10 protein-coding genes and 1 pseudogene are annotated in these 13337 nt (G+C 59.6%); 4 read left to right on the top strand and 7 right to left on the bottom strand.

Annotated features, from left to right (window positions below; genetic code table 11):
• Positions 1–95: 95 nt before the first annotated feature.
• The gene (locus tag ACESLM_RS15445) at positions 96–374 is read left to right on the top strand and encodes a hypothetical protein (protein ID WP_372632471.1); all 279 of its coding nucleotides are present in this window, start codon (positions 96–98) and stop codon (positions 372–374) included.
• Between the two features lie 86 nt (positions 375–460).
• A complete protein-coding gene (locus ACESLM_RS15440) occupies positions 461–2692 on the top strand; it encodes a heavy metal translocating P-type ATPase (RefSeq protein WP_372632470.1) in 2232 nt (743 codons plus the stop codon).
• A gap of 267 nt (positions 2693–2959) precedes the next feature.
• On the opposite strand, the gene ACESLM_RS15435 is transcribed toward ACESLM_RS15440, so the two are convergent.
• Positions 2960–3391, bottom strand: coding sequence for a universal stress protein (locus ACESLM_RS15435; RefSeq protein WP_372632469.1), 432 nt, complete (start codon positions 3389–3391; stop codon positions 2960–2962).
• Positions 3392–3573: 182 nt separating this feature from the next.
• On the opposite strand from ACESLM_RS15435, the gene ACESLM_RS15430 reads away from it, so the two are divergent.
• Positions 3574–4860 (top strand): class II aldolase/adducin family protein, encoded by a 1287-nt coding sequence (locus tag ACESLM_RS15430; protein ID WP_372632468.1) that lies wholly within the window; start codon positions 3574–3576, stop codon positions 4858–4860.
• Positions 4861–5055: 195 nt separating this feature from the next.
• The gene (locus ACESLM_RS15425; protein ID WP_372632467.1) at positions 5056–5964 is read left to right on the top strand and encodes an NAD(P)-dependent alcohol dehydrogenase; all 909 of its coding nucleotides are present in this window, start codon (positions 5056–5058) and stop codon (positions 5962–5964) included.
• Positions 5965–6038: 74 nt separating this feature from the next.
• On the opposite strand, the gene pflA is transcribed toward ACESLM_RS15425, so the two are convergent.
• The 6 genes and pseudogenes from pflA to ACESLM_RS15395 all read right to left on the bottom strand — a co-directional run.
• Positions 6039–6797 (bottom strand): pyruvate formate-lyase-activating protein, encoded by a 759-nt coding sequence (pflA, locus tag ACESLM_RS15420; protein ID WP_372632507.1) that lies wholly within the window; start codon positions 6795–6797, stop codon positions 6039–6041.
• Between the two features lie 55 nt (positions 6798–6852).
• Entirely contained in the window at positions 6853–9132 is a 2280-nt protein-coding gene (pflB, locus tag ACESLM_RS15415; RefSeq protein ID WP_372632466.1) for a formate C-acetyltransferase, read from the bottom strand.
• A gap of 72 nt (positions 9133–9204) precedes the next feature.
• Positions 9205–11859 (bottom strand): annotated as a pseudogene (gene adhE, locus ACESLM_RS15410) (bifunctional acetaldehyde-CoA/alcohol dehydrogenase); the annotation flags it as partial.
• Entirely contained in the window at positions 11840–12289 is a 450-nt protein-coding gene (locus tag ACESLM_RS15405) for a hemerythrin domain-containing protein (protein WP_372632505.1), read from the bottom strand. The pseudogene adhE and the gene ACESLM_RS15405, both read right to left, overlap by 20 nt.
• A 78-nt stretch (positions 12290–12367) precedes the next feature.
• The gene (locus ACESLM_RS15400; RefSeq protein ID WP_372632465.1) at positions 12368–12889 is read right to left on the bottom strand and encodes a hemerythrin domain-containing protein; all 522 of its coding nucleotides are present in this window, start codon (positions 12887–12889) and stop codon (positions 12368–12370) included.
• A gap of 167 nt (positions 12890–13056) precedes the next feature.
• Positions 13057–13337, bottom strand: a 281-nt coding sequence (locus ACESLM_RS15395; RefSeq protein WP_372632464.1) for a hypothetical protein, incomplete at its 5' end; no start/stop codon positions are given.

The raw sequence follows: 13337 nt of genomic DNA, 5'->3' as shown, positions 1-13337 counted from the left end.
CACCTCGTCAATGTTATCCTCCCTATCCTATCACGAATGCCGGGTCGTTTCTCCATGAATTGCCCGAGACGCCTGTCGAAATACCATACTTCCTCATGATGGCCGATGTCGTCAAGCCGCCGGTGCATGCTTCGATAACCTTGCTCGCATTTCCTTACGTCGAGACCGCTTTTCTGCTCTTCCTCGCGCCTTACGCCGGCAATGTGCGAAAGTGGAAATCGCTGCTGGCCGGAAGCGCCATCGTCAGCGGAAGCATGTTCCTGTTCATGACCTTGCTGTCGATCGGCGTATTACTATGGCATGACGTTCGGCATCGCGATTCCGCTCGTTGTCTGGCAACGGGCGCGTTCCGATCCGACGGCAAACGTTCTTGAACATTTTGGGCGATTCGACTTGTTTTGTCGCTTGCATTTGATTATTATATGAGCAAGTATTCATTTATCAGCGGGAGAGGATCGCCATGATCGAATACCGGGTTCAGGGGCTGTCGTGCGGGAATTGCGCCCGGACGCTTGAAGAGGAAATAAGGCGGTTGGATCACGGAAAGTCGGCCACGCTGAGCTTCGCAAGCGGCAAGCTTAAGCTCGACGAACGGGTGCAGCTCGATCGCGTGAGGCAGATTCTGAAGAGCGACCGGGCTTATCTTGTCGAAGCTGCGGCTGACGCGGCGCAATCCGTAAGCGGAATGGCCGGCGAGAATAGCCACGCGCATTCTCATGGACATAGCGACGAGCACGGTCATAACCCTAGTCACGGACACGGGCATAGCCGCGAACATGAGGCAAGCGATGCTAATGAACATAACCGCGCCGAAGCTCACGAACACGATCATTCCCACGCTCACGGCAACAAGCGGATGATCGTCCAATTGGCCGTTTCCGCCGCGATCTACGTCGCCGCGCTGGTCATGGACGGCCGGGTCCCATTCTTCGTCGCCGTCTCGTTCTATTTGATCGCCGCGGCGCTCAGCGGATACGCCACTTTCATCAAAGGCGCCAGAAACCTGCTCCGGCTCAAATTCAACATCGATACGCTGATGACGGTCGCGCTCGTCGGCGCCGTCTCGATCGGCGAATGGAAGGAAGCGACGCTCGTCGCCATTCTGTTCGGCGTCAACGAGCTGCTCGAAGGGCTCGGCATGGAGAAAGCCCGGCGATCCATGGAACGTCTTCTCAGCGTCGCGCCGAAACAGGCGACCAAGCTGGAAGACGGCGCGGAGACGATCGTGCCGATCGCGGCGCTGCAGGCCGGCGATACGGTCGTCGTCAAGCCCGGCGAGAAGATCCCCTCGGACGGTGCGGTCGTCTTCGGGAGAAGCTCGGTGAACGAGGCGGCCATTACCGGCGAATCGCTGCCGTTGGAGAAAGCCGAAGGCGATCATGTGTTCGGAGGAAGCATCAACAACGAAGGCGTCATTCGCGTGCGCATCGGCAAGGCGTACAAAGATTCCTCTCTCGCCCGCATTCTGCACCTCGTCGAGGAAGCGCAGGAGACGAAAACGCCGACCGAGCTGTTCATCGACCGTTTCGCCAAATATTATACGCCGCTCATCATGATCGTTGCAGCGCTTGTCGTCCTCGTTCCTCCGCTGCTGCTGGACGGGGATTGGACGAAATGGCTGTATCAAGGGTTGGCCGTCTTGATCGTAGGCTGTCCTTGCGCCCTTATTCTCTCTTCCCCGATCGCCATCCTGTCCGGCATCGCGCGCAGCGCCCGCAACGGCATTCTCGTCAAAGGTGGCGTTCATCTCGAGCAGCTCGGCAAGCTGGATACGCTGGCGTTCGACAAGACCGGAACGCTGACCAAGGGCGAGCCGCATGTCGAGAGAATGACCGCGTACGACCAGGAGCGCTTCCTCTCCGTCGCCGGAGCCATCGAGAAGTCGTCCTCCCATCCGCTGGCCAAGGCGATCATGAAAGAGGTCGAACGGGCCGGCGCGGCGATTCCCGAAGCGGCCGATGCGCGGGCGGTTCCCGGCCGCGGAGCCGTCGCCGAATGCGAAGGCGAGACGTACTGGCTCGGCAACGAGAATATCGTCGAGCATTTCGACATTCCCGCGCCTGTACGCGAGGAGATCGATAGTTACAAGCAAGACGGACTCACTATTGTGCTCGTCGCCGACCGCGCCTCCGTCTTGGGTCTGTTCGGCATCGCCGACGAAATCCGCGAGGAGAGCGCCTCCGTCCTCTCCGCTCTGCGACGCCAAGGCATCCGGCGCGCCGTCATGCTGACCGGCGACCATGCGAAGACCGCGGAGAAAGTCGCCAAGGCGGTCGGGGTAGACGAAGCATACGGCAATCTGCTGCCGGAGGAGAAAGTCGCGAAGGTCAAACGCCTCTCCGAGGAAGGGATCGTGGGCATGATCGGGGACGGCATCAACGACGCTCCGGCGCTCGCGTCCGCGAGTCTGGGCATCGCAATGGGCAAAGGAACGGACAGCGCCATCGAAACCGCCGACGTCGTGCTCATGCAGGACCATCTCGGGAAACTGCCGGAGGCGATCCGCACGGCCAAGCGCGTCAATCGGACGATCCGGTTCAACATCGCGGTCTCGCTCGGGTTAAAGCTGGCCGCGCTGCTGCTCACCCTGCCCGGATGGCTTACGCTGTGGTTCGCCATCCTGTCCGATATGGGCGCGACTGTATTCGTCACTCTAGTCAGTCTAACGATTCTGATCGAACGAAAGAGATAGACGCAAGTTTCTCAGCCGCCTCCGGGCGGCTTTGTCGCGGAACGGATCATCTCCGCCTCCGACCTCAATCGCATGACGCAGCTATGCATTCCTCCATTTTTCTCCGGGTCGGCCTAGGGTACAAGCGATGCGGACGGGTCCCTCATATACTCTAGTATTCTCCGGAGAAAGCTTCTGCTGCTACTATCCGAGATCCTGGCGGTGAGCCGAACAGACGCCGTCCCGGAGTCCGTACTCGTTACGGACTCTTTTTCCTATGCCGCGCCGTCATTTCACGACCAGCACCGGAATTTGGGCTTGCTGGACGACGGAGTGGCTGACGCTGCCGAGCATCCACTCCCGGATCGGTCCAAGCCCCCTGTTGCCGATGACGATCAGATCGCAGCAGTATTCCTTGGCATACTCCAGGATGGCCGCGGACGGCGCGCCATCGAGAACGACCGCTTTCGCATAAGGCAGCCCCTTAATCGCCTCCTCTGCTTGACGAACCATGCCGTCCTGGTATTCCTTCATCCGTTCCTCGTAACCGCTCGGCATCACCATCCCGAATCCCGCGAAAGCGTACGGCGGTCTCGCGGAGACGTGGGCGACGGTAAGCTTGCTGCCCGGACGGCTTTCGACGAGCTTGACGGCGTGGCTGAGCGCCTTGTTCGACGCCTTGGATCCATCGTAAGCGGCCAGTACGTGATGGTAGGTCATGCGGATCCCCTCCTCTTTGTTGCTTATAGTATATTCCCGCTTTGTCCGGATTTCTGTAGTGTTGCTCACTTTTGGGCGAATTTTCGAACGATGCGCGGGATTATGACTTTCTTAACAGTCGGAAATCCGATTGTATGGTACATTAGGGAAGAAAACACACGTTACACAAGGAGGAGCTTGGCATGCGATGCGATCTGCTTCATCCCGCGGATCAAATACTTCTTATGATGGACCGGATATACGGGTACGGCATGACGACGACCTCCGGGGGCAATCTGTCGATCCTGGACGAACAAAATCAAATATGGATTACGCCGGCAGGCATCGATAAAGGCGCTCTGACGCGAAGCGACATCGTATGCGTTAAACCGGATGGAACGGTCGTCGGTCATCATCGCCCTTCGAGCGAGTTTCCGTTCCACCGGCTCATCTACGATGCGCGGCCGGACCTGCGCGCGGTCGTGCACGCGCACCCTCCCGCTCTCGTCTCCTTCAGCATCGTCAGACGCATTCCCGATACGCGGCTGCTCCCTAATGAGCGGCAAATTTGCGGCGAAATCGGCATGGCGGAATACGCGCTCCCGGGCAGCCGCGAGCTGGGCGAGAACATCGCGGCCGTATTCAAGCGCGGCATCGATTCGGTGATGCTGGAAAACCACGGCGTCGTCGTCGGGGGAACGGACTTGTTCCAAGCGTTCCAACGCTTCGAGACGCTCGATTTCTGCGCGCGTCTGGAGATCAACGCCCGCAGAATCGGCGCTCCGGCGCTGCTGTCGGACGAACAATTCCGCGCCGTCGAAGGCGGCGGCGAACCGGAGCTTGGCGAGTTCGTCCCGGGATCGTATGGAACGGAAGAGCTTGCCATTCGCCGGGACATGTGCACGCTCATCAAGCGCTCCTACGACCAGCGCCTGTTCACGAGCACGCAGGGCACCTTCTCCCACAGGCTCGCCGACGGTTCGTTCGTCATCACGCCATACGGGGCCGACCGCAAATACCTGGAGCCGGAAGATCTCGTGCGCGTCGAAGGCGGAGCCGCCGAAGCCGGCAAGACGCCGAGCCGTTCCGTTCATCTGCACCGGCGCATCTACGAGCTGCACCCGCACATCGACAGCGTCATTATCGCCCATCCGCCCAACGTGATGGCTTTCGCCGTGACCGATCGCTCGTTGGACTCGCGGACGATTCCGGAAAGCTACATTTTGATGCGGCAGACGCCCAAGCTGCCCTTCGACGCCGTCTATCGCGACACGGAAGGCACCGCGGCCCGTTTCACGAAAGATACCCCGATTGCCATCGTGGAGAACAACTGCGTCATCGTCACCGGCCAGAACCTGCTCAACGCCTTCGACCGGCTCGAAGTCGCCGAATACAGCGCCAAAGCGATCCTGTCAGCCGGCTGCCTCGGAGACATCGCGCATATCGGTACAGAGCAAATCCGCGACCTGGAGATCGCGTTTAAGCTGTAAAGACAAAAGCCCGAAAGAGCCGGGCGGCTTTCGCCGCCATGCTTCTTCGGGCTCCTTTTTACAATTCAGATCGATGTCGTCCAGCTTGTTGACGTAGACGCATTCGCCTCTTCGAATAACCGTACTTAAGTATCTGTTCGGCCGGGAGCTCTCCCTGTATGATGATCGCATAAGCATCGTTTAGGAGGCTTTTTCGTGAGAGCGATCATATGCGGAAAATACGGATCTCCGGATGTTCTGGAGCTTAAAGAAGCCCCTAAGCCGGCGCCCAAGCCCGACGAGCTGCTGATCAGGGTTCGCGCGACCACGGTCACATCGGGAGATTGCCGCATTCGCGGCTTCAGAAGCCCGCTTCTCTTTTGGCTTCCCATGCGGCTCGTTCTCGGCGTGCGAAAACCGAGAAATCCGATTCTCGGCGTCGAGCTGGCTGGGGAGGTCGAAGCGGTCGGTCGAAACGTCAAGCGATTCAAGCCGGGGGATTCGGTGTTCGCGATGACGGGGTTCAAGATGGGCGCATATGCAGAGTACGCGTGCGTGAGAGAAACCGGAGTCGTCGCCCCCATGCCGTCCAACGCGACTTACGAGGAGGCTGTCGCCCTTTCGTTCGGAGGGACGACGGCGCTGCACTTTTTCCGGAAAGCGCGTCTTCGAGGCGGGCAGAAAGCGCTCGTCTACGGAGCTTCCGGATCCGTAGGGACGTCTGCGGTACTGCTGGCCAAAGCGCTCGGAGCAGAGGTTACGGGCGTATGCAGCGGCGCTAACGCGGAACTCGTGAAGTCTCTCGGAGCCGATAAGGTCGTCGATTATACCCAAGAGGATTTCACCGGGACGCGGGAACGGTACGACGTGGTTTTCGACGCGGTCGGAAAAACGACCAGGTCGGCTTGCAAGAAGGTGCTGGCCAAGAACGGCAAATTCATTACGGTCGAAGGCCAAGGCGTCGCCAAGGAGCTTCCGGAGGATTTGCTGCTGCTGAAGGAGCTCTATGAGTCGGGGAAAATAAAAGCGGTGATCGATCGGCGTTATCCGCTCGAACGTATGGCAGAGGCGCATGCGTACGTGGATAAAGGCCGAAAAAAAGGAAACGTCGTGATCACGGTGTAACCCGCTTGCGGCGGATGATAAGCGCAAAACCGTCGGACAGCGCGATTCGCTGGCACGACGGTTTTTGGGCGCTTTTACGTATTAACCATGAGAGTTAATTCCCGCTTCCCCTCCTCTACTCCCTGTCCGATCAGCCGCCCGGCGCGAGCCACTTCCTCGGGCCCCGGCTCCATTACGCCTTCCAGCGGATACGCTTTGCCGAGCTGATGCCACTTGTACACGCCCATCCGGTGGTACGGCAACACCTCGACCTTCTCCACGCCTTCCAGCCCGCCGATGAAGCGGCCCAGCTCCAGCAATTCGTCCGCGCCGTCGGTCCATCCGGGAATGAGCACTCTTCTGATCCACATTTTCGTCCCCCGGGCGGACAAATGCTTGGCGAATCTCAGAATGCGATCGTTGGGCTGACTCGTCAGCTCGCGATGCGCGTCGCGGTCCATGCGCTTCAGGTCGAGCAGGACGAGATCGGTTGCGTCCAGCAAAGCCTGGGCATGGCTCGGCTCGCAGAAGCCGGAAGAATCGAGAGCGGTATGCAGCCCCCATCTTTCCTTGCAAGCCCGGAACAGCTCGGCCACGAACGGCGCCTGCAGCGTCGGCTCGCCTCCCGTCACCGTAATGCCCCCGCCGGAAAGGCGATAATACTCGACGTAAGGCTCGATCTCCCGCAAAATATCGTCCACGCTCCGCAGCTCGCCGGCCTGCGTATCCCACGAATCCGGATTGTGGCAGTAGCGGCACTGCAGCGCGCAGCCTTGGAGGAACAGGACGAACCGGATTCCCGGCCCGTCCACCGTCCCGAACGTTTCAAGAGAGTGGATTCTCCCCGTATGCATCATGTTCTCCGCCTCCCTCTCTCTTGCTTGTCGACCGACCGACGACTGACCGATGTTACACCGATCCGTGGAACGTGCGGTTCAGCACGTCGAGCTGCTGCTCGCGGGTCAGCTTGATGAAGTTGACCGCGTAGCCCGAGACGCGGATCGTCAGCTGCGGATAGTTCTCCGGATGCTCCATTGCGTCCAGCAGCTGCTCCCGGTTGAACACGTTGACGTTCAGATGATGCCCTTTGCTTGCGGCGTAGCCGTCCAGCATCGAGACGAGGTTGCGCACTCTCGTGTCGGCCTCGCGGCCGAGCGCCTTCGGAACGATCGAGAACGTGTTCGAGATGCCGTCGAGGCAGCTGGCGTAAGGCAGCTTGGCTACCGAGCCGAGCGAGGCGAGCGCGCCTTTGCGATCCCGTCCGTGCATCGGGTTGGCGCCCGGAGCGAACGGCTCTCCCGCCTTGCGCCCGTCCGGCGTGCTGCCCGTCTTCTTGCCGTAGACGACGTTCGACGTAATCGTCAGCACCGACATCGTCGGCAGCGCGTTCCGGTAAGTGGGATGCTTGCGCAGCTTGTTCATGAACGACTCGGTCACCGCGACGGCGATGTCGTCCACCCGGGCGTCGTTGTTGCCGTATTGCGGGTATTCGCCTTCGATCTCGAAGTCGACGGCCAGCCCCTGCTCGTTACGGATCGGCTTTACCTTGGCGTGCTTGATGGCGCTAAGCGAATCGGCGACGACCGACAATCCGGCGATGCCGCAAGCCATCGTCCGCAAAATCTCGCGGTCGTGCAGCGCCATCTCGATGCGTTCGTAGCAGTATTTGTCGTGCATGTAGTGAATGACGTTCAGCGTATTCATGTACAATCTCGCCAGCCAATCCATCACGCGGTCGAAGCGTTCCATCACTTCCCCGTATTCGAGCGTATCTCCCGACATCGGGGCAAGCGCGGGGCCGACCTGGATGCCGAGCTTCTCGTCCTTTCCGCCGTTGATCGCATACAGAAGCGTCTTGCCCAGATTGGCGCGGGCTCCGAAAAACTGCATTTGCTTGCCGATCCGCATCGCGGACACGCAGCAGGCGATGCCGTAGTCGTCGCCGAATTCCGGCCGCATCAGGTCGTCGTTCTCGTACTGGATCGAGCTCGTGTCCACGGACACTTTGGCGCAGTAGTTTTTGAAGCCTTCCGGCAGACGCGTCGACCAGAGTACCGTCAAGTTCGGTTCGGGCGCCGGCCCGAGGTTGTACAGCGTGTGCAGGAAGCGGAACGAGTTGCGCGTCACCCGCGTGCGCCCGTCGTTGCCCATGCCGCCGATCGACTCGGTCACCCAGGTCGGGTCGCCGCTGAACAGCTCGTTGTAGTCGGGTGTGCGGAGGAACTTGACCATCCGCAGCTTCATGACGAGGTGGTCGATCAGCTCCTGCGCCTCCGCCTCGGTCAGCGTGCCTTCCCGTTTGTCCCGCTCGATGTAGACGTCGAGGAAGCTGGATACGCGGCCCAGGCTCATCGCCGCCCCGTTCTGCTCCTTAATCGCCGCCAGGTAAGCGAAGTACAGCCACTGCACCGCTTCAAGGGCGTTGGCCGCCGGACGGGAGACGTCAAAGCCGTAGGAAGCGGCCATCGTCTTCAGTTCGGCGAGGGAGCGGATTTGCTCGGACAGCTCCTCCCTCGCGCGGATGACGTCTTCGGCGATGACATCCGTCTCGAGCTGCAGCAGGTCCTCCTTCTTCGCTTCGATCAGCCGGTCAACGCCGTACAAAGCGACTCTCCGGTAATCCCCGATAATGCGTCCGCGTCCGTACGCGTCCGGCAGTCCGGTAATGATGCCGGCTTTGCGCGCCAGTTTCATCTCGGTCGTGTAGGCGTCGAATACGCCCTGGTTGTGCGTCTTGCGAATGTCGGTGAACAGCCTGCGCGTCGCTTCCGGCAGCTCGTAGCCATAGGCTTTGCAGGCGTCGTCGACCATGCGGATGCCGCCGAACGGCTGAATCGATCGCTTAAGCGGAGCGTCCGTCTGCAGGCCGACAACCTTTTCCAGTTCGCGCTTGATGTAGCCGGGACCGTGCGAGACGATCGTGGACACCGTCTCGGTATCCACGTCGAGCACGCCGCCGTTCTGCCGCTCCCGCTTCATCAGCTCCAGCACCGTGTCCCACAGCTCAAGCGTCGCTTCCGTCGGCTCGGCCAGGAAAGACTCGTCTCCTTCATACGGCGTCAGGTTCAGCCCGATAAAGTCGTTCACGTCGACATGCCGCTGCCAGCGCCCGGAGCGGAATCCTCTCCAGCCGTCGGCAGGAGCGGCGGCAGCCGCCGCTCTGTTCAAGTTCTTCTCCGTAATCGCCATGTTCGTTCCCTCCCAGTAGATTAAAGTGAGTGTTCAGAAAGTTCGGTTTTCGGCACCGAGAAGGTCGGACGTCTACAAAGCGAATTTTCCGTAAAACGCGTTGCGGTATACGTCGGCCAGCTCGGTAACGAGCGGCATGCGCGGATTAGCCGTCGTGCATTGGTCCTCGAACGCCCGGTCGGCCAAGTAGTCGACTCTGCTCTCGAAGTCGTTCGGTTCGAAGCCGAGCGCCTGGAACGATTCCGGAATATCGAGGGAGCGGTTCAGCCTGCGGATCGCGTCGATCAGGCTGGCCACGCCTTCCTCGGTCGTGCCGCACGGCAGTCCTAGCACTCTGGCGATGTCGGCGTAGCGCTTGTCGGCGACGAAGTGGTCGTATTTCGGGAACGAAGCGAACTTCGACGGTTTCTCCGCGTTGTAGCGGATGACGTGCGGCATCAGAATCGCGTTCGTGCGTCCATGAGCCGTATGGTATTGTCCGCCCCACTTGTGCGCCAAGCTGTGGTTGATGCCGAGGAACGCGTTGGCGAACGCCATGCCCGCGATCGTCGAGGCGTTGTGCATTTTCTCGCGCGCTCTCGGATCGGCCTTATGGTACGAGGCCTCCAGGTTCTCGAACACGAGCTGGATCGCCTTGAGCGCCAAGCCGTCCGTATAGTCGTTGGCCATGACCGACACGTACGATTCGATCGCGTGCGTCAGCACGTCCATGCCGGTGTCGGCGACCGCCGTCTTCGGCAGGCTGTAGACGTAGTCCGGGTCGATGATCGCGACGTCCGGAGTCAGCTCGTAGTCCGCGAGCGGATATTTCGTATTGCCCTTGTTCTTGTCGGTGATGACGGCGAACGACGTCACTTCCGATCCGGTGCCCGAAGTCGTCGGGATGGCGACGAACTTCGCTTTGCGGCCGAGCCGCGGATATTTGTAGATCCGCTTGCGGATGTCGAGGAACTTCATCTTCAGCGAGTCGAAGCTCGTGTCCGGATATTCGTAGAACAGCCACATCGCCTTCGCCGCGTCCATCGGCGAGCCGCCGCCGAGGGCGATGATGCAGTCCGGCTTGAACTGCGCCATCATCCGCGTGCCGCGCTCCACCGTATCCGTCGACGGATCGGGCTCGACCTCGGAGAACACCTCGATCGCGACCGGCGTCGCCCGTTTCCGCAAGTAGTATTCGACCTTCTCCACGTAGCCGAGGCTGACCATCGCGGCGTCGGTGACGATCATCACCCGCGTAATGTCCGGCATTTTCTCCAAATATTGCGTCGATCCGCGTTCGAAGTACACTTTCGGCGGCACCTTGAACCACTGCATGTTCAGCGTGCGGTAAGCGACCCGCTTCAGGTTGATCAAGTTGACCGCGGTGACGTTCGACGTCGTCGAGTTGTGGCCGTACGAGCCGCAGCCGAGCGTCAGCGACGGCAGGTTCGTGTTGTAGATGTCGCCGATCGCGCCGTGCGTCGAAGGAGCGTTAACGATGATGCGGCCGGTTTGCAGACGGGCCGAGAACGCCGCGATGACGTCCTGATCGTTCGAGTGGATGACCGACGAGTGCCCCATGCCGCCGAAGGCGACGACCTGCGCAGCCCGCTCGATGCCCTGCTCCGCGTTCTTGACCTTATAGCAGGCGAGCACGGGGCTCAGCTTCTCCGCCGACAGCGGGTACTTGTCTCCGACTCCGGCCAACTCCGCGACCAGTATCTTTGTTCCTGCTGGCACCGCGACCCCGGCCATCTCCGCGATTTTCGCCGCCGGCTGGCCGACGATGACCGCGTTCACCGCGCATTTCTCGGAATTGATAACCAGTCCCGATACTTTCTCCGTCTCTTCCTTGTTCAAGAAGTAGCAGCCGAGCTGGATCATTTTCTTTTTCGCCGCCGCATAGATCGGTTCGTCGAGAATGACCGCCTGCTCCGAAGCGCAGATCATGCCGTTGTCGAACGTTTTCGATAAGATGAGGTCCGTGACCGCCTGATCCAGATCCGCCGTCCGCTCGATGAAGCACGGCACGTTGCCGGGACCGACGCCGAGCGCCGGCTTGCCGGTGCTGTACGCCGCCTTGACCATCGCCGAGCCGCCGGTCGCAAGCACGAGCGCCACGTCCTTATGGTTCATCAGCTGCTGCGTCGCCTCGACGGACGGATGATCGATCCACTGGATGCAGTGCTCCGGAGCCCCCTCGGCCACCGCCGCTTCGAGCAGCGTCTTCGCCGCTTCGCGGCTGGATTTCTGCGCCGACGGGTGGAAGGCGAAGATGATCGGGTTGCGCGTCTTGGCCGCGATCAGCGCCTTGAACATCGTCGTGGACGTCGGATTGGTCACCGGCGTAATGCCGGCGATGACGCCGACCGGTTCGGCGACGACGCGGTAGTTCTCGTAAGGGTTGTCTTCGACGACGCCGACCGTCTTCTCTTTTTTGATGCTGTGGTAGATGTATTCGGTGGCGAAAATGTTTTTCGTGATTTTGTCCTCGTATACGCCGCGCCCGGTTTCCTCGACCGCCATTTTCGCCAGCGGCATATGCTTATCGAGCCCGGCCAGCGCCATTTTCTGAACGATCCGATCTACGGCGTCCTGATCCAGCTGCATGAATTGCTCCTGGGCCTGCCTAGCTCTCTCCGTCAACAGATTGACTTCTTTCTGCGCGGCGACGAAAGTTTCCTGAACTTGTTCCTTGGCTGCCATGGCATTTGCCTCCTTAAATTGGTTAAGATCCGATGTATTCGATTTCTTCCAGCAAGCGTTCGGCCGCGGGGACTACCGTCTCGTTCTCTACCCGGAAATGCTCGGCGATAATCATGAGCACCTGAAGCAGCCTGGACAAGCAATCTTCGGGCGACTCCTCGGCCTTTACCGCCGCCAAGTACGCTTCGTAGAACTGGCCCGCGATGGCGTCCTCTTGCTCGAGCACCGCCGCCGGTCCCATTCTTCCTCCGCAGATGGCGGACTTGGCGATCGGGTAGATGATCTCCTTTTCTTTCGCCAGATGGGCTTGCCAGTCGTTCATGAACGGGATGAACTTCTCATGCACGTTGCGATGGTGCGTTCCCCAGAACGGATAGTCGAAGTTGCCGGGGTTCCACCGCATCAGCTTGCACAATTCGAGAAGCCTGCCGTACAGCGCGTCGTGCTCTTCCTTCCACTGGTCGTACCTCATATACAGTGCATACAGCGGAGAATTGACCGCATGAGGCATCGAAATCTCTCCCTTCGTAATGGGGATTGCCCGCTTAGGCTAGAATCCGTAAGCGTTGGAACGGTCCGTCAAATCCAGCATGATCTCGTCCTCTTCCCGAAAGCGATTGTTCAGCACCGCGTAAGCCTGGATCAGGTAGGAAGTCATCTTGCACGCTTCTTCCCGTACGATCGGGTATTCGGCCTTCTCCAGCGACCGCATGAACGTTCGCAAATACTGGTCGGCCAGCTCGTACTCCTGCTCCATCAGCATGAACAGGTCGGGCTCGGCTCCGAGATAGGTAGCCGCTTGCGGGTACAGCTCGGAATCTTCCCACTTGGTGTGCGCGGCCCAATGCTTCATGAACAGCTTGACGCAATCGTGGAGTTGCCGGATTTCACGGTTCAGCCTCTTCTCTTCGCGGTCGTTGCGGACGTTGCACGCTTGATCGTAAATGCTCCTGAGCTCTTCCTTCAACGCTTCATGTTCTTGTCTTGCGCGGGCGACGGAGGATTCGAGCAACCAATCGCGCATCTCCTCGTTCGGTTCGATATTATTGATAGCGACGTGTAGTTTCACCATGGAATCACATCCCTTTCCTCTTCATGATCCCAGTATAATCCTACGATCATATTTCTCTTGTGAAATAAATCACATTGTGACGAACTATTCTTATATTAAAAGCCCGTTTGACACATTTCTGTCGTAAATGGAGCGCTTTTTTCCGATGGAGCGGATTATGGGCTCTGTCAGACCGTAAAACCGAGGGGCTTCGCCCAAAGCGGGCGAATAGCGGTCTGCCAGACCGCAAAACCGAGGGGCTTCGCCCAAAGCGGGCGAATAGCGGTCTGCCAGACCGTATAACCGAGGGGCTTCGCCCAGAGCGGGCGAATAACGGTCTGTCTGGAGCTAGAATAAAAAGTGGACACCTCATAAGAGCAGACAGATAATGAATACAACAAGAAAATGAGGTGTCCGGTATGGGGGAGCAAAGACAGCATTACAGCGAAGAATTCAAAGAGCAAGTCGT

Source organism: Cohnella sp. (assembly GCF_041641335.1).
Taxonomy (GTDB): domain Bacteria; phylum Bacillota; class Bacilli; order Paenibacillales; family Paenibacillaceae; genus Cohnella.
This window is presented reverse-complemented; position numbering and strand designations above follow the sequence as displayed.

Excerpts from the sequence above, each read along its gene's own strand:
- ACESLM_RS15400 (WP_372632465.1), bottom strand. The coding sequence starts at position 12,889 with ATGGTGAAACTACACGTCGCTATCAATAATATCGAACCGAACGAGGAG.
- pflB (WP_372632466.1), bottom strand. The coding sequence starts at position 9,132 with ATGGCGATTACGGAGAAGAACTTGAACAGAGCGGCGGCTGCCGCCGCT.
- ACESLM_RS15445 (WP_372632471.1), top strand. The coding sequence starts at position 96 with ATGATGGCCGATGTCGTCAAGCCGCCGGTGCATGCTTCGATAACCTTG.
- ACESLM_RS15405 (WP_372632505.1), bottom strand. The coding sequence starts at position 12,289 with ATGAGGTACGACCAGTGGAAGGAAGAGCACGACGCGCTGTACGGCAGG.
- ACESLM_RS15435 (WP_372632469.1), bottom strand. The coding sequence starts at position 3,391 with ATGACCTACCATCACGTACTGGCCGCTTACGATGGATCCAAGGCGTCG.
- ACESLM_RS15440 (WP_372632470.1), top strand. The coding sequence starts at position 461 with ATGATCGAATACCGGGTTCAGGGGCTGTCGTGCGGGAATTGCGCCCGG.
- ACESLM_RS15430 (WP_372632468.1), top strand. The coding sequence starts at position 3,574 with ATGCGATGCGATCTGCTTCATCCCGCGGATCAAATACTTCTTATGATG.
- pflA (WP_372632507.1), bottom strand. The coding sequence starts at position 6,797 with ATGCATACGGGGAGAATCCACTCTCTTGAAACGTTCGGGACGGTGGAC.